The organism is Sphingobium sp. (assembly GCA_023266575.1).
Lineage (GTDB): Bacteria > Pseudomonadota > Alphaproteobacteria > Sphingomonadales > Sphingomonadaceae > Sphingobium.
This window is the reverse complement of the sequence record JAHFPV010000004.1, coordinates 32,907-57,426: the sequence shown is the minus strand read 5'-3', so window position 1 is coordinate 57,426 and position 24,520 is coordinate 32,907. Positions and strand designations below refer to the sequence as shown.

25 protein-coding genes are annotated in these 24,520 nt (G+C 62.8%); 7 read left to right on the top strand and 18 right to left on the bottom strand.

Translation table 11 applies throughout. The features are described 5' to 3' along the window. Positions 1 to 4 precede the first annotated feature (4 nt). From Q0D44_RS06290 to Q0D44_RS06245, 10 genes are all read right to left on the bottom strand, one after another. Entirely contained in the window at positions 5 to 673 is a 669-nt protein-coding gene (locus tag Q0D44_RS06290; RefSeq protein WP_294134130.1) for a haloacid dehalogenase type II, read from the bottom strand. Between the two features lie 159 nt (positions 674 to 832). Beyond that, positions 833 to 1,759, bottom strand: a complete 927-nt coding sequence (locus Q0D44_RS06285) for a glyoxylate/hydroxypyruvate reductase A (protein WP_294134127.1) — start codon at positions 1,757 to 1,759, stop codon at positions 833 to 835. Next, the gene (locus Q0D44_RS06280; protein WP_294134126.1) at positions 1,756 to 2,802 is read right to left on the bottom strand and encodes a PepSY-associated TM helix domain-containing protein; all 1,047 of its coding nucleotides are present in this window, start codon (positions 2,800 to 2,802) and stop codon (positions 1,756 to 1,758) included. The genes Q0D44_RS06285 and Q0D44_RS06280 overlap by 4 nt, the downstream gene beginning before the upstream one ends. Before the next feature lie 100 nt (positions 2,803 to 2,902). Beyond that, complete coding sequence (locus Q0D44_RS06275; protein WP_294134125.1) at positions 2,903 to 5,035, bottom strand: TonB-dependent siderophore receptor; 2,133 nt, start codon at positions 5,033 to 5,035, stop codon at positions 2,903 to 2,905. Positions 5,036 to 5,348: 313 nt separating this feature from the next. Continuing rightward, positions 5,349 to 6,563: a heparan-alpha-glucosaminide N-acetyltransferase domain-containing protein gene (locus Q0D44_RS06270; RefSeq protein ID WP_294134124.1), complete on the bottom strand. Its 1,215-nt coding sequence runs from the start codon at positions 6,561 to 6,563 to the stop codon at positions 5,349 to 5,351. Positions 6,564 to 6,586: 23 nt separating this feature from the next. Further along, positions 6,587 to 7,186, bottom strand: a complete 600-nt coding sequence (locus Q0D44_RS06265) for a hypothetical protein (protein WP_294134115.1) — start codon at positions 7,184 to 7,186, stop codon at positions 6,587 to 6,589. A gap of 1 nt (position 7,187) precedes the next feature. Continuing rightward, on the bottom strand, positions 7,188 to 7,916 hold the full coding sequence (locus tag Q0D44_RS06260; protein WP_294134112.1) for a HupE/UreJ family protein: 729 nt from the start codon (positions 7,914 to 7,916) through the stop codon (positions 7,188 to 7,190). Between the two features lie 11 nt (positions 7,917 to 7,927). Then, positions 7,928 to 8,308: a hypothetical protein gene (locus Q0D44_RS06255; protein ID WP_294134109.1), complete on the bottom strand. Its 381-nt coding sequence runs from the start codon at positions 8,306 to 8,308 to the stop codon at positions 7,928 to 7,930. 26 nt (positions 8,309 to 8,334) lie between these two features. Beyond that, the gene (locus tag Q0D44_RS06250) at positions 8,335 to 9,078 is read right to left on the bottom strand and encodes a DUF4198 domain-containing protein (RefSeq protein ID WP_294134107.1); all 744 of its coding nucleotides are present in this window, start codon (positions 9,076 to 9,078) and stop codon (positions 8,335 to 8,337) included. 167 nt (positions 9,079 to 9,245) lie between these two features. Further along, positions 9,246 to 10,664: an aldehyde dehydrogenase family protein gene (locus Q0D44_RS06245; protein WP_294134102.1), complete on the bottom strand. Its 1,419-nt coding sequence runs from the start codon at positions 10,662 to 10,664 to the stop codon at positions 9,246 to 9,248. Positions 10,665 to 10,788: 124 nt separating this feature from the next. On the opposite strand from Q0D44_RS06245, the gene Q0D44_RS06240 reads away from it, so the two are divergent. After that, entirely contained in the window at positions 10,789 to 11,232 is a 444-nt protein-coding gene (locus tag Q0D44_RS06240; protein ID WP_294134098.1) for a MarR family transcriptional regulator, read from the top strand. Between the two features lie 125 nt (positions 11,233 to 11,357). After that, a complete protein-coding gene (locus Q0D44_RS06235) occupies positions 11,358 to 13,487 on the top strand; it encodes an acetate--CoA ligase family protein (RefSeq protein ID WP_294134470.1) in 2,130 nt (709 codons plus the stop codon). Positions 13,488 to 13,580: 93 nt separating this feature from the next. Here the strand turns inward: Q0D44_RS06235 and Q0D44_RS06230 are convergent, their stop codons facing one another. Genes Q0D44_RS06230 through Q0D44_RS06220 form a run of 3 tightly spaced genes read right to left on the bottom strand, consistent with a single transcriptional unit; the run spans position 13,581 to position 15,251 of the window. Further along, positions 13,581 to 14,084, bottom strand: coding sequence for a DUF3237 domain-containing protein (locus tag Q0D44_RS06230; protein ID WP_294134095.1), 504 nt, complete (start codon positions 14,082 to 14,084; stop codon positions 13,581 to 13,583). Positions 14,085 to 14,100: 16 nt separating this feature from the next. Next, positions 14,101 to 14,850: an SDR family oxidoreductase gene (locus Q0D44_RS06225; protein ID WP_294134092.1), complete on the bottom strand. Its 750-nt coding sequence runs from the start codon at positions 14,848 to 14,850 to the stop codon at positions 14,101 to 14,103. An 11-nt stretch (positions 14,851 to 14,861) separates the two neighbouring features. Further along, positions 14,862 to 15,251, bottom strand: coding sequence for a nuclear transport factor 2 family protein (locus Q0D44_RS06220; protein ID WP_294134090.1), 390 nt, complete (start codon positions 15,249 to 15,251; stop codon positions 14,862 to 14,864). Positions 15,252 to 15,373: 122 nt separating this feature from the next. On the opposite strand from Q0D44_RS06220, the gene Q0D44_RS06215 reads away from it, so the two are divergent. Next, positions 15,374 to 15,772: a nuclear transport factor 2 family protein gene (locus Q0D44_RS06215; protein WP_294134088.1), complete on the top strand. Its 399-nt coding sequence runs from the start codon at positions 15,374 to 15,376 to the stop codon at positions 15,770 to 15,772. 109 nt (positions 15,773 to 15,881) lie between these two features. Further along, entirely contained in the window at positions 15,882 to 16,433 is a 552-nt protein-coding gene (locus Q0D44_RS06210; protein ID WP_294134084.1) for a MarR family winged helix-turn-helix transcriptional regulator, read from the top strand. A 7-nt stretch (positions 16,434 to 16,440) separates the two neighbouring features. On the opposite strand, the gene Q0D44_RS06205 is transcribed toward Q0D44_RS06210, so the two are convergent. After that, complete coding sequence (locus Q0D44_RS06205) at positions 16,441 to 17,667, bottom strand: multidrug effflux MFS transporter (RefSeq protein WP_294134081.1); 1,227 nt, start codon at positions 17,665 to 17,667, stop codon at positions 16,441 to 16,443. Positions 17,668 to 17,808: 141 nt separating this feature from the next. Between Q0D44_RS06205 and Q0D44_RS06200 the strand changes: the two genes are divergently transcribed. Further along, positions 17,809 to 19,128 (top strand): MFS transporter, encoded by a 1,320-nt coding sequence (locus Q0D44_RS06200; protein WP_294134078.1) that lies wholly within the window; start codon positions 17,809 to 17,811, stop codon positions 19,126 to 19,128. Here Q0D44_RS06200 and Q0D44_RS06195 read toward each other — a convergent pair. The 4 genes from Q0D44_RS06195 to Q0D44_RS06180 are packed head-to-tail and all read right to left on the bottom strand — an operon-like array spanning position 19,125 to position 22,093. Beyond that, positions 19,125 to 19,481, bottom strand: coding sequence for a dihydroneopterin aldolase (locus Q0D44_RS06195; protein ID WP_294134076.1), 357 nt, complete (start codon positions 19,479 to 19,481; stop codon positions 19,125 to 19,127). The genes Q0D44_RS06200 and Q0D44_RS06195 overlap by 4 nt on opposite strands. After that, complete coding sequence (locus Q0D44_RS06190; RefSeq protein ID WP_294134073.1) at positions 19,474 to 20,337, bottom strand: tetrahydrofolate dehydrogenase/cyclohydrolase catalytic domain-containing protein; 864 nt, start codon at positions 20,335 to 20,337, stop codon at positions 19,474 to 19,476. The genes Q0D44_RS06195 and Q0D44_RS06190 overlap by 8 nt, the downstream gene beginning before the upstream one ends. 2 nt (positions 20,338 to 20,339) lie before the next feature. Further along, entirely contained in the window at positions 20,340 to 21,194 is an 855-nt protein-coding gene (gene purU / locus Q0D44_RS06185) for a formyltetrahydrofolate deformylase (RefSeq protein ID WP_294134071.1), read from the bottom strand. A 29-nt stretch (positions 21,195 to 21,223) separates the two neighbouring features. Further along, entirely contained in the window at positions 21,224 to 22,093 is an 870-nt protein-coding gene (locus Q0D44_RS06180; protein ID WP_294134070.1) for a methylenetetrahydrofolate reductase, read from the bottom strand. A 116-nt stretch (positions 22,094 to 22,209) separates the two neighbouring features. On the opposite strand from Q0D44_RS06180, the gene Q0D44_RS06175 reads away from it, so the two are divergent. Both Q0D44_RS06175 and Q0D44_RS06170 read left to right on the top strand, forming a co-directional pair. Next, a complete protein-coding gene (locus tag Q0D44_RS06175) occupies positions 22,210 to 22,983 on the top strand; it encodes an alpha/beta hydrolase (RefSeq protein WP_294134067.1) in 774 nt (257 codons plus the stop codon). Further along, positions 22,984 to 24,384 carry a glycine cleavage T C-terminal barrel domain-containing protein gene (locus Q0D44_RS06170; RefSeq protein WP_294134062.1) on the top strand — a complete coding sequence of 467 codons (1,401 nt, stop codon included), beginning with the start codon at positions 22,984 to 22,986 and terminating at the stop codon, positions 24,382 to 24,384. Positions 24,385 to 24,520 lie beyond the last annotated feature (136 nt).

Here is a 24,520-nt window from a genome sequence, read left to right as displayed (position 1 = left end):
ACGATCAGAGACCCACGACCGCCGGCAGGCAACCGATATGGGGGATTTCCACGTCGCGATAGAAGGGGTTGGACGGCTCATGCCCCCGGCCCACAAACACGCGGCAGCCAAAATGCAGGTCGGTCGCCGTATTCTGATCGTAGCGGAAGCTGGAGGAGACGTGCATCATATCCTCCGGGTTCGCGCCAAGCTGATCAAACATATATTCGAACGCCTGCATCCGCGGTTTGTAGGCCTGCGCCATCTGCGCGGTATAGACCGCGTGGAACGGCGCGCCCAGCATCCCGACATTATGATGGATCTGGTCGTTCATCGCGTTGGACAGGATGACGAGCGGAATCTTGTCGCCAATCTTGGACAGGCCACCGGCAACATCGTCATGCGGTCCCCAGGTCGGCACGGCGTTGTAAACGGCGTCCGCGTCCGCCTCATCATAAGCCACACCCCACTTCTCGCACGTCCGGCGCAGCGAGTTGCGGATGATCTCCTGATAGGGTTCCCATGGCCCCATCACCTGGTCGAAACGGTAAGCGCTCCAGTCCTTGCAGAAGGCGGGCAGTTTTTCCGCGTCGATGCGATCGGCCATGAAGGCGGTCGCCATCTCGGTCATGCGGAAACGGGTGAGCGTGCCATAACAGTCGAAGCTGATATATTTGGGCCGGAAATTGGGCATCGGCTGATCGTCCTTTGCGGGTTCTTAACGGTCGGCCTGTTGGCCATGTGACTGCCATATTACGACATGGGCGCACCGGAACATGAAGCCCATTTCTGCGGGCGCGGGCGCATATATGGGGCTTTTATCGCTACCCTTTCGGCATAGATTGCCGCGCTCTCAATAGCCACGGTCACGCGCGACTTCGCCCTCCATCGGCACGCCGGATTGGTGGCGGCGGATATTGGCGATCAGCGCGCGTGCCGCGCCGTCCGCGCGGGTCATGCTGGCGACATGAGGGGTCATGATGATGCGCGGATGCGCCCAGAAAGCATGGCCTTGGGGCAGCGGTTCGGGATCGAACACGTCCAGCACCGCGCCCGACAGATGCCCATCGTCCAGCAGAGACAGCAGATCCTGCTCCACCAGATGCCCGCCCCGCCCGACATTGATCAGGCTGGCCCCGGATGGCAGCTGCGCCAGCGTTTCCCGGCACAAAATGCCGCGCGTCTCGTCCGTCAGCGGCAGCAGGCAAATCAGGATATCGCAGCCTGACAGGAACGTCGGCAACGCCGCCTCGCCCGCAAAACAATCCACGCCCTCCACCGCATGGGCCGACCGGCTCCACCCCGACAGCGGAAAGCCGAACGGCCGCAATGCCCCCAGCGCCGCCTGCCCCAGATTGCCCAGCCCCATCACGCCGATGCGGCGCTGGCTGGCTGGCGTCAGCTTGATCGGCGACCAGCGCCCTTCGCGCTGCGCGATCCCATGTTCGATCAGATTACGATGCAGCGCCAGCACCGCCATCGTGACATATTCGACCATGCCCTGCGCAATCCCCGGCTCGATCATCCGTACAACGCGGACATGGGGCGGCAGGCGCGACATATCGAACTGGTCGATCCCCGCACCGATCGAAAACAGCACTTCGAGTGCGGGCAATGTCGCGATCAATTCCACCGATGGGTTCCATGCGGCCAGATAGCGGATCGTGGCGGGGTCAGGTGCGTCCGCCGGATCGGCAAAGCCAATGTCCGACGCTTCATCAGCGAAAATCCCGCGCCAGATGCGGCCACGTTCGGGGTCGGAGGTATAGAGCAGGGTCATGACACAGACTTTCGCGCGGGAGCGGGGCGGCGGGCGCGTTGGACCTGCCACCACATAAGAGGGCCGGAAATGCACAGCGCGGTCCATGCCAGCGCAACGACCAACAGCAGCGCCTTGCCAACCGCGCCAAAGGCATCGCCCGCATGAAGCGGCAGAACGGTTATCCATAGCGCCTTGTTGTTATCCGCACGGATTGCGCTGACGATGCGCGGCTGCGCCAGCGTCACGATGACACGATGGATCGCGCGCGCATTACGCTCCGGCGCATGAAAATTGACGATCAGCCGGTCGTCCTCGATCCGCAGGTCGCGCAATGCGGCATCGGGGAAGGCGGTCTGCGCCAGCGTCAGGCTGCGGTCGATCGCAGCGGCCGATGCGACGGACGGCGCACTCGCCGCGCCGCTCCCCAATAATTCGGGCACTGCCAGTAACAGGCCTGTCGTCGCCATGAACAGCAGGATCGCACTCAGCACGACGCCCGCGGTACGATGGCATTGGCGCAGCACCAATCGGGGCGACAGCGTCCAGCGTATCGCCAGCGCCTTGCCCATCTTGCCGCGCTTGGGCCACCAATAGGCCAGCCCGCTCGCCAACATCGCCAGCAAGGCGATGCCGTTCAGCATGACCACCGCCATGCCCACCTTGCCCGCCATCAACCGATAATGGATCTGCAGCGCCGCCTCGACCGGAAAGGCAAACACACTGCCGGACCGCGTCACTGCGCCGCCCGCGGGATCGACCGACGCATAGCGTAGCGCGCCGTCACGATTGCCCAGTTGCGCGAACCAGGTCGCCCCGTCCGCATCGGGCGCAAACAGCCGCGTCACCGTAAAGCCCGCCGCCGCCCGGTTTGCCTGCACGACCGCTTCGCCGACTGAAACCTCTGGTCCCACGCCGCCGCTTGTCATCGCGACCGGATCGATCAGCCGCGCCAGCGGCCCGCGATAGACCAGCATCGCCCCGCTCAGCGCCTGCACCAGCAGAAACGCCGCCATGGCCAGGCCGATGATACGGTGCAGGCGCAACATCAGCGCACGGTTCATGGGACATCCCTCTGAAACGAAAAGGGCCGCTGACGACAGGAGGAGAAATGTCGCCAGCGGCCCTGAAAGAGGAGGCGCGAACGCCTCCCCGACACCTGTTTTAGAAGTTGAACGTGCCACGCACCGTGAAGGAACGGGGCGTGCCCGGCTGCACCCACAGGGCTGCATAGGAGCTGGCATAATATTTCTTGTCGAACAGATTATCGACATTGGCCGACAGCTTGAACTGGTCATTGATTGTCACCGACGCCAATAGCTTGGCGATGGTGTAGCTGGGCAGATAGAAATTCGCCGCTGTCTGGCCAAGGCGCTTACCGACATGGTTCACGCCCGCGCCCAGCATCGCTTCATGATCGCCGATCGCAAAATTCTTGAACAACAGGATATTGCCCTGATGCTTGGGAATGTTGATCAGTGGATCATTTTTGAGAACCCCGGCGGTCGGATAGGTGTCCGCCCATCCTGCATCGGTATAGGCATAGGTCATGAACAGCTCGAACCCGGCGGGCAGCTTGGCGTTGACGTCGAACTCCACCCCCTGGCTCTTGGCTTCACCGACCGCCACCGACAGGCCAGTCAGCAGATCGGCGGTCAATACGTTGCTCTTCTTCATCTTGTAGAGTGAGAGTGTGCTGGTGATCCGGCCGTCCGGCGTCACGAATTTCGCACCGACCTCATAGCTTTTGCTGATTTCCGGCGCGAAGGGGTTGTTAGCCGCATCGACGCCGCTGTTCGGCCGGAAACCTTTGCCATAGCTGGCATAGAAGGACAGACTTTTAGTTGGCTCGAACACCAATCCCGCCATCGGGCTGAACTTGGAATAGGTGGTGTTCGGATTGCTGTTGTTGATCCGGTTGACGATATCCTGATTGAAATGATCATAACGGCCCCCGAACCGGACCTTGAATTGTTCGGTGATCTCGATCTGGTCTTGCGCATAGACGCCCCAGGCCTTCTGCACTTCGGTTGAATTCTGGATCACCGCATATTTGTCTGCTGTCGGTACTGCGATGGTGTAGTTGGGGTTGAAAATGTCGATCGAATAGGACTGGTCAACAGCGGTTGGACGATAGCGGTTCTGGAACGTTTCGATCTCGAACTTGTCCCAGTCCGCACCGACGCGGATATTGTGGACAATCGATCCGGTTTCCAGCTTGCCGCTGATTTCGCCACGGAACACCATGTGCTTGGTACTGTAATCGCGATAGCGGCGCTGGCGGGACAGAGTGCGACCGTCATTGTCGATCAACTGCCGTCCCAGCGCCAGTTCAGGATCGCTCGAAAAGCCCTCGAACGTGGTGTCCTTATAGCCAGCACCCAGCATGACAACCCAATCGTCGCTCAGGTCATGCTGCAGCTGCGCCTGATGGCCCAGCACTTCGATCGCGATCGGGCCGTCATTGGGATTGCTAAGAAACCGCGTGTTGGGGATGGCCCCCAGCGTATAGGTCGTGCCAGCCGCCGCCACGGTCGGGATCGCCACCACGCCGCGATCGAACGGCACTTCCTGGTTCACATATTCCAGTTCATAGGTGAAAATCGTCTTGTCCGACAGTTTCGCCAGGAAGGACGGGTTCAGCACATATTTGCGCGTCTCCACCGTGTCGCGGAAGCTTTCGGCATTTTCGACCGCACCCGTCAGGCGGATGGCGACGGTATCGGTGATGGGCAGATTATAGTCGCCCTCGACGCGATACGTGTCCCACTTGCCGCCCGCGACCGAAAAGCTGCCGCCTTCCTTGAAGGTCGGCTTCTTGCTGACGATGTTGACTGTGCCGCCTGGCTCGCCGCGCCCGAAGAGCGCGGAGTTGGGGCCTTTTAGCACTTCGATCCGCTCGACATTCGACGCATCGCGCGGGCCGCCATAGCCGCGGCCACCGTTAAAGCCGTTGACCAGGAAACCGCTCGGAAAATTCTCGTCGCCAGCAAAGCCGCGGATCGCGAAACTGTCCCACAACCCGCCAAAATTATTCTGCTTGGAAATGCCGCTCGCCAACTCCAGCGCGGTGTCGAGCCGCGTGATGTTCAGATCGTTAAGCAGCTTGCCTTCCAGGAACTGGACCGCCTGCGGGATTTCCTTAACCGGCGTGTCGCCGAAATATTGGCGCTTGAGGCCCGTAACGACGATGTCGCTGGTTTCGGCGGCGGGTGCCTGCGCGATCGCGGAAGTCGGCAACGCGATGGCGGCGGTGCTGGCAATCATCGCCAGACGGAATGTGGATGATGGTCGCATGATGAAATCCCCTTAAAAAATCGCTGTTCCGAACGTCCTGCGAAGCGGGGACCGGCGGGTCTTTTATATCCGACGCGGACTGTTTGTCCTGTCATCGGGTGCCGGGCCACGGGGTGTTTGTGCCACCTCTTCTTGCTGTTCAGGCTAGGATGAGTTCCAGACATATTCCGTCAAACTTGGCGCATAGGACGGCGCAAAATTGTGAATCGATGGTCGTTACGGCATTAAAATGCTGCGCCAGATTTTCGCAGCAAAGATGGCAAAACCGCCAAAAAATGGCCGCCTGCCTTAAGAAAGCGGCCACTTGACCCCGTCACAGATATTTCAGCCACCAGATATCCTTGCGCCGCTGTTTAAGCTGCGCGAACCAGCGGGTCGGAAAGTAAAGCGGCAGGATCAGCAGCGCGACCCAGATCCACACGGTCGACAGATTATCGACCCCGAACACCTTGCCCTTGGTCGGCCCGTAGAGGACGAGCGCGACATTGTAGATCAGCTTCAAGACGTAGAGATGCAGAATGTAATAAAACATCGGCGCCCCGCCTAGCAGCGCCAGATGCGGCATCACCGCGCTGTCCTCATATGTCTCGAACAAGGCAAGCAGCAGGCAGCCGGTGCCCACGGTCGGCATCAGGAACAGCAGGGATGGCGGATATTTGGTCAGCGCGAGAAAGCTCATCACCGTGCGCAGCGGCGTTTCCGCCACGAACCACGGCTTGTCGCCGTAAAAATTGAGATAGCGGATCGCAACGAAACCCAGGATCAGCCCCAGCCCCAGCGCGACGAGGCGGCGGATGCGCCGCTTCGGGTCGCTGCCCTTGGCAAACCATGGCCCGCAGGCATAGCCCAGCAGGATAACGCCGATCCACGGCAACACCGGATAGGTGGTCTTGATCGCCGCGCCGCCAAATTCAATCAGCGACCGCTGATGCAGGATCGCCCAGGCAACATAGCCGGGCTGGTCTGCGGTCAGCCGAATGGGATCGAGCAGATTGTGCAGGCAGACAATCGCCAGCCCAACGCCAAATTGCGCGGCTCGCGGCAAATGCAGCAGTGCCGCCAGTGCCACCATGGAAATGCCGATCGCCCAGATCACCTGCAACCAGATCGCCGTCGGCGGAAAAGCAGGCGCCTGCGTCGGCCAGGCATAGCCAACCACGGTCATTTCCAGAAAGATCAGGAACAGCCCGCGCTTGAGCAGAAATTCGGACACCTGACCCTTGCTGTGCGACTGGCCATAGAGCCAGGCCGACAGGCCGGTCAGCGCCACAAAGGTCGGCGCGCAGAAGGTCGACAGCAGCCGTGTGAAAAACAGCCCCGGATCGGTCGTGTTCGCATCGACCGGATCGGTCACCTGCAAATGCAGGAAAAAAGTCTCGCGCACATGATCGACCAGCATGAACAGCATGACGAGGCCGCGCAGCGCGTCGATGGCGATCAGTCGCGTGCGCGCCTTGGCGGCTGCGACCGGTGAGGCGACGCTAGGGCTGTAGGCGGTGGGGGGCGCATGGCCCGCAATGCTGCTCATAATCTGTCCCTCTATCCTCTGCTTCACGCGCCCTTGGGCTGGAAGAGATCCTTGTAGAAACCGGCGGTTTTTACCGTCACGGTCACGGGTGTGTCGCCCTTGTTGCGCCAGTACCAGCCATGGGTGCCGGCAAAGGGCGCGGTGAAACTGCCCTGCGCACTGGTCTGTGCGCGCTCTTCCCAATAGCTGGTGAATTCACCCTCGGCAGCATCGGGCTTCTCGCCATGCATATCGACCTTCACCGGCCCGCCGGTGGTGGTCCAGCTAAACACGAAACTGTCGCCCGCCTGCATATGCGCTTTCACCTCCTGCCCGCTATGCGGCGCCAGGGTGATAGTCATTGCGTCCTGTCGCAGCGTGCCGGTGCGCGCGATGCTGGCCCCGGTCGGCAGCGCCGATGCAGTCGCAACGGGCGCGGCGGTAGCTTCGGGTGCATCCGTCTTGACCGCGACCATGCCCGTCAGCCCCAGAGCGCCGCCGACTCCCGTAGGGTCGATCCCATATTCGGCAGGCAGCACGAACAGGGTCAGGATCGCCGCGGCGGCGATCGCCGCGCCGGCGGTCGCCTTGGCCAGCGTGGCAGGCGACGGGGTGATGCGGGTGGGAAGCGCGGATGCTGTCATGTCATGCCCCTTGCGTGAAATAACCGGCCAGCTGAAAGCCGACCAGAACGAAGCCTGCCGTCATCAGCGCAGCATTGGCGAAAATGGCGGAGCGCTGGAAACTCCCGCTCATGCGCCACAGATTCATCAGCAGCAGGATGATCGCCAGCGCCATGAACTGGCCCAGCTCGACCCCGACGTTGAAGCTAATGAGATTATATATCATTCCTTCCTTCGCGAGTGTCAACTCCTGCAATTTGGTCGCCAGACCAAAGCCGTGGAAGAAACCGAAGATCAGCACCGCCGCCTTGGGATTGGGCGACAGGCCAAACCAGGTGCGGAACCCGTCCAGATTGTCGATCGCCTTATAGACCACCGACAGGCCGATGATCGCGTCGATCAGAAAGGGGTTGGCGCGAATGTCGAACAATACGCCCAGCAGCAAAGTCGTGCTGTGGCCGATCGCGAACAAGGTTACGTAAGCGCCGACATCCTTCATCCGGTAGAGGAAGAAAATGACCCCCGCCAAGAACAGCAAATGGTCATAACCGGTGACCATATGTTTGGCCCCCAGATACATGTAGGGGATGATATTGACGCCCGACGCGCCCTCGATGAAGGCCTTGTCATTCTCATCGACGCCATGCGCCAGCGCCGCCTGGCTGAGCAGCGCAAGCAACAGGGCGATCAGCAGCAACGCGACCCGCCGCACGCCTGGAGAGAAAGACGGGGGGAGGATCGCGCTGCGCATCGACCGGCTCCTTATTTCGCCTGGAAGGTGGCGAAAATCTTGGCGCCGCTCTTGTCGACCAGCGCGACGACCAGCTTGGCCCCCTTGGCAGTCTTGAAGCCCGGCGCGGTCAGCCTGTTGCCGCCTGCGGGTTTCAGCGCCGCCTCGGTCTTGGCACCGGCGACGCTCTGGGTCAGCTTGGCGGTATAGCCTGCCGCTGCCAGTGGTTCATCCTCCTCGCTCAGATAGACGTCGACGCCCTTTGGCCCAGCGACCAGTTCCATCATCGTCTCACCCGACATCTGGACGAGGCCGCCATGCTGCGGCTTCATGCTGCCATGAGCGTGCAGCATTACAGGCGCGGCGATGAGGGCGATCGCGGCGATGCCGGTGCGGAAAAATGCGCTGTTCATGGGATCAAACTCCTTGGCAAACTGGATTATTCGGGCAGATGCGGCAGGACGAAGGACAGTGACGCGCGATATTCGACATGGTCGACCTTTGTCTTGTCGTCCGCAGGGCCGACATAGATGCCCATCAGCACGTTCAGACCCTGATTGCGCAGCGTGATGGTCGCCGTGCCGTCAGCACCCGTCTTGACGGCGGCTTCGTCGGGATCATTGACATAATCGGTCATGACCGTGACGCCCGCCATCGGCTTGCCCTGATAGAGGGCGCGCACCTTCATCGGTTGTCCCATCTTCTGCGGGATGGCAGGGTCTACAGGAACGATCTGGAGCATATGACCCGGAATGATCGGCAGCGGCTTGGTCGGCACCTGCGTCAGATGGACGGCATATTTCCAATTATGCTCGGCCAGCGCGGCGGTCGGCACTTCGTCGCGGCCCTTATTATGCCACTCGCCATCGGGCGTCCGGCTCCACAGACCATAATCCATAACCGCCGCGACGATCGCAACCGGCTCGTCGCTATCGACCACCGGCACAACGCCAGCCGCGCGCAGTGACGTCGTCACCGGCGCGCCATCGGCGTCATAGCCAGCGACAGACTTGATCATCGGCAGCCGCTTGACCGCATCCAGATCATCCGCGCCAACGCCATAGACCAGGGCAATCTGACGCGCGCGCTGGGCGAACCAGATGCCGTGCGCACTGGCAGGGACGGTGGCGGCGATCAGGGTGGCAGCGGTAACGGCGGCAGTCACCATAGGGACGAAACGCATAGGGAAGTTCCTCGACAAAGGGGGCCAATTCCTGGGTCGAGGCTATGATGACCGCGCGAACGAAAATTCTGAATACGTCATATGGGCGACGCGAAAATGTCAAAAAGAAAGGGCCGGAGGAGCGATCTGCTTCTCCGGCCCTTTTTGCGCCCCATCAGGATAAGAAATCAGGCGTCGGCAAATTCCACCGAATTGACGATATGCGCCTGGGTATATTCCAGCAGCCCCGCTTCGCCCAGTTCCGCGCCAAGGCCGGACTGTTTCACGCCCCGGAACGGGATGTTGGCGTCGATCGCCAGATGCTGGTTGACCCACACCGTGCCGCTGTCGATCTTCATCGCGACCGCCGTGGCGCGGGCCAGATCCTTGCCCCACACCGTACCGCCCAGCCCGTAATCGCTGTCATTGGCGCGGGCGATCACATCGTCGATGTCGTCATATTTCAGCACCGGCAGCACCGGGCCGAATTGCTCTTCACGCACCAGCGGCGCATCATCGTCCAGATCGCGCACGATAGTGGGCGCAATGAAATAGCCCGCCCGGTCGAGCGGCGCGCCGCCGGTCATCACCGTGCCGCGGGTGCGGGCGTCCTCGATCAGGGCGTTTACCTTGTCGAACTGCATCTTGTTCTGCACCGGGCCGATCGTCGTCCCCTGCTTGGCCCCGTCATCGACGATCGCTTCATTGGCAAGTTTGGCCAGTTCATCGCAAAATTCGTCATACATGGGGGTGGGGACATAGGCGCGCTTGATCGCGACGCAGATCTGCCCGGCATTGGTCATCGCGCCCTGATAGACTTTCTTCGCCGCCAGCTTGGCGTCGACATCGTCCATCACGATCGCCGCGTCATTGCCGCCCAGTTCCAGCGTCACCCGCTTCACCGTGCCCGCCGACGACGCCATCACCTTCTTGCCGGTTGCGGTCGATCCGGTGAAGGCGACCTTGGCAATGTCAGGATGGCCGGTGATCAGCGCGCCCAGCTCATTCTGGTCGCACACGATGTTGAACACGCCCGGCGGCAGGATCGCCTGTGCCAGTTCGCCGAACAACAATGTGGTCAGCGGCGTCGTGGGCGCGGGCTTGGCAATCATCGTATTGCCGGTCACCAGTGCCGGACCCAGCTTGTTCATCAGCAGGATCATCGGGAAATTCCAAGGCGTGATCGACGCGACGACGCCCAGCGGGGTGCGATGTTCGACAACGCGGTTGCCGCCTTCATCCTTCAGCACCTTGGGTTCGACCCGCATCGCGGCAAAACCGCGCAGCGTGAACACGCTGCCCATAATCTCGTATCCGGCCTGATCCAGCGGCTTTCCCTGTTCCGCCGTCAGCAGGCTGGCAAATTCCCCGATCCGCGCCTCCAGCGCGTCGGCGAGTTTGTTGACCAGTGCGGCCCGTTCATCGACCGGCAGCGCGGACCATGCGGGCAGCGCGCGCTTGGCGGCGGCAACAGCGCGCTCCAGCAGCGCCTCGTCGGCCTTGGGCGCGGAGGCAAAGGCAGCGCCCGTCGCCGGGTTCACCACATCGAACATGCTGACGCCCGGCACCAGTTCGCCGTCGATCAACAGGCGGTATTCATGATCCATTATCGCTCTCCTTGACTGCAAATCCTGATTCGGAACGGCTTTGGCTATCGCTTTGTGCGACGCGAGCCTGTAGCATGTATTTGTGCGCCTGTGATACAATTTTGGCAAGAGGATAAAGGCAGGGATGAAAAAGGGGGCGGATCTGCGCGGGCTGGTGGGCTATCAGATCCAGCGCGTGCATCTGGAGTTAGATGCGGACGCGCGCGCCGCAATGGCGGACCATGATCTGTCGCCCGCCAAGCTGACCGCGCTCATCCTGATCCGTGACAATCCGGGCTGCGACCAGACCGCCCTGGGCCGGGCGCTCAGCATCAATCGGTCCAGCGCGATGAAGCTGGTCAATATATTGGCAGAGCGCGGCCTGGTCGAGCGGCGGCCTGGTCGCGACTTGCGCACCAACGCGCTGTGGCTGACGCCCGGTGGAGAGGCGCAGGTGCCGGTCATGGTGGATGCACTGCGCAAGTCTGATGCTCGTATGACGGCACGGCTGAGCGCGGAAGAAGTCCGCACGCTCAATGCTCTGCTGCGTAAACTCGGCCCGGCGACGCGCGCCGCCAGCGCGGACTAACGGACAGGCAGGCGCAAAATCGGTTGCGTAAATTGTATCATAGGCGCACAATCTGCGCGAGAAAGAGCGGCTGATTCGATCCGCTCCCATGACCTGATTTCTGGGGAGAGATACGCTTGACCGACATGATCGACCTCGACCGGCCCGCATCGTCCATGGCGGCCCCGTCGCTCGACCGGTTATTGCGGCCCCGCTCGGTCGCCATCGTCGGCGCGTCCGACAAGCCGGGCGCGCTGGGCGCATCAGTACTGGCCAATCTGGTGCGGCAGGGCTTTGCCGGAGCCATCCATCTGGTCAATCCCAAGCGTGCCGAGATTGGCGGACGTCCCTGCGTCGCCTCGGTCGATGATCTGCCCGACTCTGTCGATGTCGCTGTCCTCGCCATCCCGCGCGCCGGGGTCTTGGACACGATGCGCGGCCTCGCCCGGCGGAACGTCGGCGCGGCGGTGATCTTTTCCGCAGGCTTTGCCGAGGACGGGCCGCAGGGTCTGGCCGACCAGCAGGAAATCGCCCGCATCGCCCGCCATGCCGGGATGGTGGTCGAAGGGCCGAACTGTCTGGGCCTCGTCAACTTCCGCGACAATGTCTCGCTGACCTTCATCGAAATGCCCGAAGCAAAGGCGCAGGGCGACCGCCGCGTCGGCATCGTCTCGCAATCGGGCGCAATGGCCGCGGTGCTGGCAACGACGATGATCCATCGCGACGTGCCGTTGAGCTGCTACATCTCGACCGGCAATGAAGCGGCCAGCGGGATCGAGGATTATCTGACCCATTTGGTCGATGAACCCGAAACCATGGTCATCGCCATGATCGCCGAACATATCCGCGACCCCGCCCGCTTCCTCGCCGCTGCCCGCGCGGCACGGGCTGCAGGCAAGCAGGTCGTGCTGCTCCATCCCGGCCGCAGTGCGGCGGGTGCGGCCAGCGCCGCCACCCACACCGGCGCGATGGCGGGCGATCATGCCGTCATGGCCGTCCATGTCGAACGGGCCGGCGTCATCTTGGTCGACTCGCTCGAAGAGTTGGGCGACGTCGCCGAAATGCTGACCCGCAATGCGTCGATCGGCACGGGCGGCACCGGCGTCATCGCCGAATCCGGCGCGTTCAAGGCGATGATGCTCGACCTGTCCGAAGCGGTCGCGCTCGACCTGCCGACCCTGTCCGATGCCGACAGCCCGGCGCTGCGCGCGGCGCTCCCTGATTTCGTGCCGGTCACCAACCCGCTCGACGTCACCGCGCAGGGGCTGGTCGATCCCGGCCTTTATGGCCGCACGCTCGCCGCTCTGGTCGATGATCCGCGCATCGCCACCATCCTGCTGACCCTGATCCAGACCGACACCGGCACATCCCACATCAAATTCGCCGCCGTGCTGGATGCCCTCGCCAGCCTGCGTCCGACCAAGCCGATCATCGTCGGCGGCGTCGATGAAGGCGGCGCAGTGTTCGCCGACGACCTTGCCGCCCTGCGTCAGGCAGGCGTCACCTATCTGCCTACCGCCGAACGGGCCGTGCGCGCACTCGCCCATATCAGCGCCGCCGCCGCGCGCGACTTTGCGACGGCCCCACTCGACGCCGCCCCGGTCGCTGATCTGGCGCAGGTCGGCCACTCCATCCCCGAATATCGGTCGAAGGCGATTATGGCCGCCCACGGCATCGCCTTCCCGCGCTTCGCGATGGCGCAGAGCGTGGAAGAGGCGATCGCCGCCGCCGATACTCTGGGCTACCCCGTCGTTCTCAAGGCCCAGTCGCCCGACCTGCCGCACAAGAGCGACGCCGGCGGTGTCATCATAAACCTCAAAAATAGCGATGAACTGGCCGACGGCTGGCACCGCCTCGCTGCCAATATCGCCGCGTCCCGCCCCGGCCTGGTGCTGGACGGCGTGCTGGTGGAGGGGATGGCGGACAAGGGTGTCGAACTCATTGTCGGCGCGCGCAACGATCCGCACTGGGGCGCGACCATACTGGTCGGTTTCGGCGGCGTCGCGGCGGAATTGCTGCACGACGTTTGCCTACTCCCCGCCGATCTGCCGCGCGACGCGATCATCGCCCGCATCCGCACGCTGCGGATGGCCCCCTTGCTCGACGGCTTCCGTGGCGCGCCGGTCATGGACATTGGCGCGGTCGCCGACGTTGTCCAACGCCTCGGCCGCATGGTCGCCGCCACCCCCGCCATCCGCGAGGTCGATCTCAACCCGGTGATCGTCTATCCAGAGGGGAAAGGCGCGCTGGCGCTCGACGCGTTGATTTCGCTGTAACCACGTCCGTTCGTTTCGAGCGAAGTCGAGAAACGCGAATCACTGCGCTAACCGCTTCTCGACTTCGCTCGAAGCGAACGGCTTATGGCCCATTTACGTCAGCGCATAATAGCGCAGCACATTGCCATCCGCGCGCCGTTCGCCGACGCCAACGAACACATGTTTGGTCAGCCAGTCATGCTTGCCGACCGGACATTCAAAGGTTGGATTGCCACGCAGATAATAGTCCTGCTGCTCCACCGGCTGCCCCTCGCCAAAGGCCCAGTCGCGCAATTTCGCCATCGTGTCGGGCTTGCGCCCCCACAGGAAACCGCGATTGTTGAGCAGGATCAGCGTGCCATCCTCCTCCTCCAGCATATAGCGTGCGTCGAACACCGCGACATCGTCGGGTCGGAAATAGGCATAGTCGCCGCCCGATCCCGGCACCGCCTTGCCCTTGATCCGTGGCCCCTCAAACGTCCCGCCATCGACATAGACGGCGCTACGATTGCCCCCCATCGGCGTATTCACGATGGTCTGCACCCGCGGAAATTGCAGCCGCACCTCCATCGCAAATTCCAGCCGTGGATTATCCAGCGTCGAAAACAGATTTTCCATCAACCTAACTCCCCAATCACCCCAATTCCAGTGTGCCGCCATCCACAAACAGATTGGCAGCGGTAATAAAACTCGCCTCGTCCGATGCCAGGAACAGCACCGCGCGCGACACTTCCTCCGCCCGTCCCATGCGCTTCATCGGCACCGCCTCGATCATCATCTCGCGCATCGCCGCAACATCGGCCTCGCTCATCCCCGGATTGCGATGCAGCAGCGGCGTTTCGATCGGGCCGGGGCTGACCAGATTGACGCGGATACCCTCGCCCACCAATTCGCCCGCAATCACCTTCATCGCCGCATATAGCCCGCCCTTGGCCGCGGCATAGGCCGTGTTCCCAGGCACGAAGGCATGGCCGCCGATCGATCCGGTCGCGACGATCGACCCGCCCCGGCGCATCAGCTTCAACGCCTTCTGGATCGCAAATACGCAGCCGCGCAGATTGACGCCATGGACATGGTCCCAGTCCTCCGGTGTCAGATCGCGAAAGGTCGCGAAACCGCCGACGCCGGCGTTGATGAACAAAGTGTCGATTCGCCCGTCCTGCGCCGCCATGTCGGCCATGACCGAGGCCATCGCATCCAGATCGGCAATGTCCGCCCGATAGCCTTTCGCGCCGGGGATGGACGCCACCGCCGCGTCGATCGTCGCCTGATCCCGCCCGGTGATCCGCACGATCGCGCCCTCGGCTGCAAAGGCCTGCGCGCTGGCGAGGCCAATCCCGCTATTGCCACCGACGACCAGGACGATCTTGTCGCTGAACCGCATGTCGCTCTCCGTCAGAAGGGGGAGTTGGGATTGGGACTGTCGGCCGGCACATCCTGCACCACATCCCAATGTTCGGCGATCAGGCCGTTTTCCACGCGGAAAATGTCGATCACGGCAAAGCCCGGATCGCCCGGCCGCCGCAGGACATGATAATGGACGATGACATGGTCATCCTCGACAAAGCAGCGCTTGATGTCATGCACGGCGTCCGGGTTTTCTCCGCGCACCTGCCGCAAGAACGCCTTGAGCGGCTCCGTCCCGGTGTCGATCCACTGGTTATGCTGGATATAATCGGGGGCCAGATAGCGGTCCACCGCATCGGCATCCATGGGTTTCAGCACATGGTCGAACATCGCCATGACCAGTTTGAGATTGCGCTCTTCCTGCTCGGTGCGGGCCATATCATCCTCTTCCCATCTTTTCGCTGGCGTTTGATCGCCCTTTGCCCTTACGATAACGATCGTTATTAATAAGGCAAGCGGGCAGGGAGAAAATTGCCGCCCGGAAAGCAGGAGAGGCCAATATGAACCGCGCCGATTATGAGCGTTACGCGCACGCCTTCAACAATCGCGATTATGACACGGTGTTCGATTTCTATACGCCGGGCGCGACGATCCAGTTCTTTGGCGTCGATCTTGGCACGCGCGAGGCCTTCAAGCGCTTCTACGGCTTTCTCCACGCCCATGTCATTGAAACCCTGACGATCGAGCGCTTCGCGGCCAGCGAAGAACTGGTCGCGCTCGAAGGCATCATCCGGGTCGAGGCGACCCGCGATCTGACCGCGGAGGCTTTGCGCGAACAGGGGCTGGATCAGTTCGTGCCGATCAAAAAAGGCGAAGTGCAGGAGATGCGCCAATATATCCATTATCATGTCGCCAACGACCGCTTCACCAGCGTCGGCTGCGCGATCGTCCCTGCGTGAGAGTTTGTCTCGAAATGCGCGAAAGAGCGCATTTCGAGACAAACTCTGATCGCGTCTTTCCCCATGCCCGGCTTGACTTGCGGCCCGGCAAATGTCCTATCGGATAGCCATGTCGAACAGTCCTGCGCCCAAAAGCCCGACCGCACCGCCCAAGTCGCCCCGGTCCCGTGCTGACGAAGTCAGCCAGTCCGATACGCTGCACCGCATATTGCGGCTGGCCAATAAATTGATGGCGCCCTTCTCCACCTATCTGGAGCATCGCTACAAGATCAGCCTCAATGAATTTCGCCTGTTGATGCTGATCGGCCGCTTTCCCAATTCCGCCAGCCACGAACTGGCCGAAATAACCGGGGTGAACCCGATGAGCGTCTCGCGCGCCGTTGCTGCCCTGCAAAAACATGGCCGCATCACTGTGGAGCGCGACACCGGCAACAAACGGCGCAAAACATTGGTGCTGACTGACGAAGGCCAGCGCCTTTATCTGCTGATGCGTCCCCAGACCGACAAGGTCGCTGACTATCTCGTGTCGGGACTGGAAGCGGCGCAGGTCGATACGCTCAACCAATTCCTCGACACGTTGGTCGACACGCTCGAAGCCAAGGACGAGGCAGGCAATAGCCGCTTCCTCGAATCCACCCGCCCCGACGACGCAGACGCCTAATCATTGGCTAATCAGGGCGAACGAAGATTCCAGTTCGCGCGCCGATCGCCATCCCCGTGACCCACATGATGACGAACGCCCCACCCAGCACCCCGACCAGCGGCAGCACCGTGAAGGAGGGCAACAGCGACACCACACCGCTCGCCAGCGCGGTGATCGCCAGTTGCAGCGTACCCAGCAATCCCGCCGCCGCGCCTGCCCCGCCCGCCGCCGCATCCAGCGCCGAAATTGCCGCCGGGGTCAGGATCAGGCCTGCAATGGCGAACAACAGCATCGAATAGGGCTGGAACAGCAGCAACGGCATGGCCTGCCGCGTCGCCACCAGCGCAATCACTGCCGTGGCGGCAATCGCCACGCTCGCGACGCTCAGTACCAGCCGCCGTGCGCCCAGCCGTTGCATCAGGCCCGGCGCAAACTGGGTCGCGATGATCGACGTCACGGCGTTCAGCGCCAGCAACAGGCTATATTCATGCGCGCTCAGGGCAAAGCCGATGCTGAACACAAAGGGGGCGGCGGTCACGAAGGCAAAGGGGATGGTCGTCGCCAAACCCGCCACCAGTGTCCAGCCGACGAAGGCCGGGGTCGCCAGCAGCTGGCCATAGGATATCAGCATCGACTGGCGCACCAGCCGCCGCTCTGGCGGGAGCGATTCGGGCAGGAACAGCAGCACCGCCACGATCGCCACCAAACCGCCGCCTGCCAGCAACCCGAACAGCCCGCGCCAGCTTGTCAGCTGCAATAAATAGCTCCCGGCCAGCGGGGCCAGCACCGGCGAAATGCCGATCACCAGAAAGGTAAACGCCATAAGCTGCGCTGCGCGATGCCCGCTATGCCGGTCGCGGATCATCGCTCGCACGCTCGACGTCCCCGCGCACGCGCCCATTCCCTGGAGGAAGCGAAACGCGATCAGCTGCTCCAGACTGGTCGCCAGCGCGCAGGCAGTAGATGCGACGATGAACAGCGTCAGCCCGCCGATCAGCGGCCAGCGCCGCCCAAACCGGTCGCCCAGCGTGCCGAGCGGAATCTGCGCCAGTGCCAGCCCCAGGAAAAAGGCCGACAAGGTCCGCTGCACTGCGCCGCTATCGGCTGCCAGCTCGCGCGCCATGCCGGGCATGGCGGGCAGATAGAGGTCGATCGCCAGGGGACCAAGCGATGACAGAAAGCCAAAGCCGATCCCCAGCAACAGGCTGGGCTGCGTGCATTCCCCGGCCGTTATCCGGCTCGCATCGGTCATAAATATCGCCACCCTCTTCCCATTTAATAACGATCGTTACATTTATCATTGGGCTGGCGCAAGCGGGCAGGATCGCCTAATTGTGTCGCCAGCATACAATATCGCTACAACGACCGCACGGTGCGACAGAAGAGGATGAATATGGCCATTGCCACCCTGCCAGCGGACGACCCGCGCAGCATCATGGCCAACAGTCCGATGCGCCTGCCGCAGATTGTCGCGATCGCTGTCTGCTTTCTCCTGAACGCGCTCGATGGCTTCGACGTGCTGGCTGTCACCTTCGCCGCGCCCGGCATTGCGAAGGACTGGGCGATCGGGCCGGGCGCGATCGGCATCATCGTCTCGACCGGCCTTGTCGGTATGGTCGTCGGGTCGCTGACGCTGGGCCAACTGGCCGACCGCATCGGCCGCCGCCGCCAGATATTGCTCTGTCTTGCCATCATGACGGTCGGCATGTTTGCATCCGCCTTTGCCACCGGCGTGGTGTCGCTCGGCCTGCTGCGCGTGATCACCGGGTTGGGGCTGGGCGCGATGCTGGCGGCGATCAACGCCATGTCGGCGGAGTTTGCCAATCGTCGCCGCCGCGATCTGGCTGTCAGCATCATGGCGGCGGGCTATCCGGTCGGCGGCATCATTGGCGGCTGGGGCGCGGCGCAATTGCTGCGGACGCAGGGGTGGGAGGCGATCTTCCTGTTCGGCGGCGTGGCGACGCTCATCATGGTGCCGCTGGTGCTGGCCTCCCTGCCCGAATCGATCGGCTGGCTGGCGACGCGTGGCGGCCCGGACGCACTCGCGCGGATCAACGCGATATTGCGACGGCTTGGCCAGCCGCAGGCGGCGCAACTGGTGGCGCTCAACGAGCCCAAAGCATCAATGCGGTCCCTGTTCGCAGACCGCTACCGCGTCACCACGATCGCGCTGATCGTCATGTACGGCCTGCACATGATGACCTTCTATTATGCGCTTGGCTGGGCGCCATCGCTGGTCGTGGCACTCGGGTTCGATCCGTCGCGGGCTACGATCGTGTCGGTGTTCATGAATTCGGGCGGCGCGATCGGCGGGCTGATGCTCGGCCTGCTGTCGCCCCGCCTCGGCCTGCGCCCGCTCGTCATCTTCGGCCTCGCGGGTGCCGCAGTGGCGGTCGCCGCCTTCGGTGCCGTGCCGCCGGAACTGGTCGTGCTTCAGGGCGCGGCGTTCATCCTGGGTTTCCTGTCCAACGGCTCGGTGGTCGGCCTCTACGCGCTGATCGCCAATGTTTATCCCACCACCCTGCGCGCGACCGGCACTGGCGCTGTGATCGGCTTCGGCCGCTTCGGCGCGGCCTTTGGTCCCTTCGCGGCGGGGCAGTTGCTGGCCGCCGGGGCAGGGCGGGGGACCACATCTCTGTTGCTGGCGCTGGGCTCAGCCATCGCGGCGCTGGTCCTGCTGGCCTCGCGCATCCGCCCCTCGGACGAAAATTAGTCCCGCCGCACCGTCACCTCGACCCCCGCCAGCCCGCGGGTCAGCGCGAACGGCTTGTCCACGCTGATCCGCGCCTCGACCACGCAGGCAAAGTCCAGGCAGCGCTCGCCCAGTTTCTGCGCGAATGTCTCGATCAGCGGGATATGGACCAAAGCCAGATCCTCGGCCGCCTGCGCGACCTTGCGATAATCGACCGTGTCGCCAATCCCGTCCACCCGGTCGGCGGACAGCAGCAGATCGACCGAGATCACCAGCGGCTGGCGACGGCCAATCTCGTCGGGATTGATGCCGATGTCAGCCAGCAGGGGCAGGTCGCGCACCTTCACGCGGGTGGTGCAGATCGTCTCAGGCATCTTGGCTCCTTTCGGCTGCCAGCACGGTGTTGCTGAGCAGGCAGGCGATGGTCATGGGGCCGACCCCGCCCGGCACCGGCGTCACCGCCTTGGCATGGTCGAGTTCATGGGTAGCGCAATCGCCGATGATATGCGTGCTATTGTCACCCTGGGTGACGCGATTGATGCCGACGTCGATCACGATCGCGCCGGGCCGGACCCAATAGCCCCGCACCAGATGCGGCGCCCCTGCGGCCGCGACGATGATGTCGGCCTTACGCGCAATATCGGGCAGGTCCAGCGTTTCGATATGGGTGACAGTCACGGTCGCCTCCCGCTCCAGCAACAGCATGGCGACCGGCTTGCCCACGATATTCGACTTGCCGATCACTACCGCGTTCAATCCGCGATAATCGTCGATCACGCTATCGAGCAGCTTCATGATCCCCAATGGCGTGCAGGGCACCAGCCCGCCGGTCCCCGTGGACAATCGCCCAACATTGACCGGGTGAAATCCGTCCACATCCTTGGCCGGGTCGATCCGGTCCAGCACCAGCGCCGCATCGATCCCGGCGGGCAGCGGCAGCTGGATCAATATGCCATGCACCGCGGTATCCGCGTTCAGCGTGTCGATCAGCGCCAGCAACTCGGCCTGCGGGCAATCGACCGGCAACCGATGCTCGATGGACGTGATTCCCACGCGCCGACATTCGCTGATCTTGCGGCGCACATAGACATGACTCGCCGGATCGTCGCCGACCAGCACCACCGCCAGCGCGGGGGGCTGGCCGGTTCGTTCGACCAGCGCCGCCACCCGCGCGGCGGTCTCGTCCGACAGGGCGCGCGCCATCGCGCGCCCGTCAATGACCTGCGCCATGGTCAGGCCTTGAAGACGACGGTGCGCGCGCCGTTCAGGAACACCCGGCCCTGCAAATGATGCTGCACGGCTGTCGCCAGCACCCGTCGTTCAATGTCGCGACCCTTGCGCACCAGATCGTCAGGCGTGTCGGCATGGCCGATCGCCTCGACATCCTGATGGATGATCGGCCCTTCATCCAGGTCCGCGGTTACATAATGCGCCGTCGCGCCGATCATCTTGACCCCCCGCTCATGCGCCTGATGATAGGGCTTGGCGCCCTTGAAGCCGGGCAGGAAGCTGTGATGGATATTGATGCAGCGGCCGGACACGAACCCGGCCAGATCGTCGCTCAAAATCTGCATGTAGCGCGCCAGCACGATCAGGTCCGCGCCGGTCTCGTCAACGATCGCCTTGATCCGTGCTTCCTGCTCGGCCTTCGTGTCCTTCGTCACCGGCAGATGGTGGAAGGGGACATTGCCGATCAGCGATATGGTCAGCGCCTCGCGCGGATGGTTGCAGATGATGCCCACCACATCCATGTCCAGCTCGCCGATCCGCCAGCGATAGAGCAGGTCGCCCAGGCAATGGTCGAATTTGCTGACCAGCAGCAGCACCTTCTGCCGCTCGCTGCGGCGACGCAGGCTCCATTCCATACCGCGCTTCTGCGCCACATTGGTAAAGGCCGCGCGCAGCCCGTCGACGCTGTCGTCCGCCGCCTCAAACTCCACCCGCATGAAGAAACGGTCGGTCAGCTTGTCGTTAAACTGCTGGGCGTCGGTAATATTGCCGCCCTGCTGCGCCAGAAAGCCGGCAACATCGGCCACCAGGCCGGGCCGGTCGTCGCATTGCAGGGTCAGGGTGCAAATCTCGGTCACATCGCTTCTCCGCTCAAGTCGCGCCGCCTTTAGCGGCTTGTTGTATAATCGTTGATCCATTCGACCGTGCGGGCGAGGCCGCCAAATGGATAGAAATGCAGTCGCACCTTGCCATGCTGGCTTCCCAGCCCTTTGCCAAGGGCGTCGATCAGCTTGTCGGGACCAGCGGTGCCGATCAGCTTGGTGATCGAAATGCCATATTTGGTCAGCACCGACGCGGACGCCCCCACGCCACAGCGCGCGGCAAAGCGCATCAGCGTCTTGATCCCCGCAGGGCCGGGAATGCCGATCCGCACCGGCGCATTTATGCCGCGTGTGCGCAACTCTGCCAGCCAGGACAGCACCGGCGCCGCGTCGAAACTGAATTGGGTGACGATCAGCGGGGCCATGCCGCGCGCTTCAATCTCCGCGCATTTGGCGATCAATATGTCGAAACATTGGTCAGGCGTCATATTGGGATGGCCTTCGGGATGCCCCCCAATGCCGATCGCCTTGATCCCCGCCCGCTCGAATGCCCCGGTGCGGATCAGCGACATGCTGTCTGTATAGGGACCGGCGGCTTCGGGCGGATCGCCCGCAATGATGAAGCAGCGGGTGACGCCCGCCTCCCGCACCACGGCGGCCAGATAGGCCTCGAAATCATCGCCCGACTCCAGGCGGCGGGCGGAAAAATGTGGCATCGGTTCAAAACCCAGCGCCCGCACCGTCCGCGCCGCCTCGATCCGCGCCTCCAGCGATTCGCCGGGCAGGAAGGTGACGGCGACCGGGGTTTCAGGGGCCATGGCGGGCGCGGCCTCGCGCAGTGCGTCAATGTCTTTCGCCGTGATTTCCAGCGAATAGCCATCGGTCATGCCCTTTGGCGGCAAATCCCAGTTCGGATGGATCGACGGCAGGCTCATGTCTCTCTCCCGGTAGCATTCGATCAGGGGTGGCCCGCATGACGAATGCGGCGTGCCTCTCCCCGGCGCATTTTTCCCCTAGCCTATCCGTAAACATTCGTATAGATGAAAACTTCATGGATACGAAAACATCCGATCAGGGCAGCCAAGCCGCGCCGCTCATCATCCTTCCGGGGTTGATGTGCGATTCGCGCATGTTCGCTGAACTGGTCGCTGCTTTCCCCGCAGCTCAGGTGATTGACGGCTTTTACGCCGGGTGCGACCGGATGGAGGCGATGGCCGACTATGCGCTGGCGCGGATGCCCGCGCGCGTCTCGCTACTCGGTCATTCCATGGGCGCGCGCATAGCGCTGGAGCTTGTGCGCAAGGCACCCGAACGGGTCGAGCGACTCGCGCTGGTCGACACCGGCGTCCACAGCCCGAAACCCGGCGAACGCGAAGCGCGCTATGCGCTGCGCGACATTGGTCGCGAACAGGGCATGGCCGCGCTGGTCGCACGCTGGCTGCCGCCGATGGTCGGCTTTGCGGGCTTGCGCAACGAACCCCTGATGGACAGCCTCTACGCTATGGCCGTCTCGGCGGGTCTGCCCGTGTTTGAGGCGCAGATAGAGGCGCTGCTGGGCCGTCCTTCGGTCGATGCGCTGCTACCGACCATCGCCTGCCCGACGGTCGCGATGGTCGGACGCCAGGACCAATGGTCCCCTGTCGCCCAGCATGAAGCGATCGTCGCTGCCATTCCCGGCGCGCAGCTGCGCATTGTCGAAGGCGCGGGCCATATGATGCCCGCCGAAGCGCCACAGGCTTTCAACAAGTTGGTCGGGGAATGGCTCGCCATCCCCGCTGCACCCGATTTTACTAACATTTCCAATCATGCCAAAGGAGAGGTTTGAATGACCGACAAGTCCCTGCAACAACTGCTCGATGAAAAGGGCGACATCGTCGAATTCCTGCGCAACCAGCAGGTCGGCCCCAACGCCTATCCGGGCGTTCCGGGCGAATATAGCAACTGGCGCGACGAACAGCGCAGCTGGGCGGAAAGCTCGGTCCTGTTCAACCAGAGCTTCCACATGGTCGACCTGCTCGTCACCGGCCCCGGCGCGTTCGACATGCTCGCCTATCTCGCCCCCAACAGCTTCAAGGGCTTCGTGCCGAACCGCGCCAAGCAGTTTGCCCCCGTCACGCCCGAAGGCTATGTCATCGGCGACGTCATCCTCTTCTATCTGGAAGAAGAAAAGTTCGAGCTGGTCGGCCGCGCCCCCTCGATCGAATGGGTCGAATATTGGGCCTCGACCGGCAAGTGGGATGTGAAGGTCGAACGCGACGAACGCACCGCCGCCCGTCCGCTTGACCAGCAGGGCTATCGCCGCAACTATCGCTTCCAGCTGCAGGGGCCAAACGCCATGCCCGTGCTGGAAAAGGCGATGGGCCAGACCCCGCCGGACCTTAAATTCTTCCACATGGCGCCGATCATGATCGCGGGCGTCGAAGTGCGCGCGCTGCGCCACGGCATGGCCGGTCAGCCGGGCTACGAGCTGTTTGGTCCCTGGAAGGATTATGACACCGTCCGCAACGCGCTCATTGAAGCGGGCAAGGATTATGGCCTCACCCTGTGCGGTGGCCGTACCTATTCGTCCAACACGCTGGAATCCGGCTGGATCCCGTCGCCGCTGCCCGCCACCTATACCGGTGAAGGTTCCAAGGCGTTCCGCGAATGGCTGCCTGCCAAATCCTATGAAGGCATGTGCTCGCTCGGCGGCAGCTTCGTCTCCGACAATATCGAGGATTATTATCTCAACCCGTGGGAGTTGGGCTACGGCATCATGGTCAAGTTCGACCATGATTTCATCGGCCGCGAAGCGCTGGAAAAGGTCAAGGATCAGCCCCACCGCCAGAAGGTGACGCTGGCCCTCGACAATGAAGATATCGTTCGCGTCATGAGCTCGATGCTCCAGACCGGCGACAAGGCCAAGTTCCTGGAATTCCCCAGCGCGGTCTATTGTATGCACCCCTATGACGCAGTGCTGAAGGACGGCAAGACCATCGGCCTGTCCACCTGGATCGGCTACACCATCAACGCCGGCCGCTTCCTGGCGCTGGCGATGGTCGACGCTGAATATGCCGAACCCGGCACCGAAGTGACCCTGCTGTGGGGCGAACCCAATGGCGGCACGTCCAAGCCGACCGTCGAACGTCACGTCCAGACCGAAATCAAGGCGATCGTCTCCTCGGTCCCTTACTCGGAAGCCGCCCGCGACAATTATGCCGACGGTTGGCGCACCAAAAAGGCCTGATCACGATCCCTGAGCGGGAGGAACGGGGGATGCCGAAAGGCGTCCCCCGTTTTCGTTGGGTTGAGGTGCGCCATCATCATCCTAAAATGCCGTCTCTCCCTTCCGTCATCCCGGACCTGATCCGGGATCCATTCAC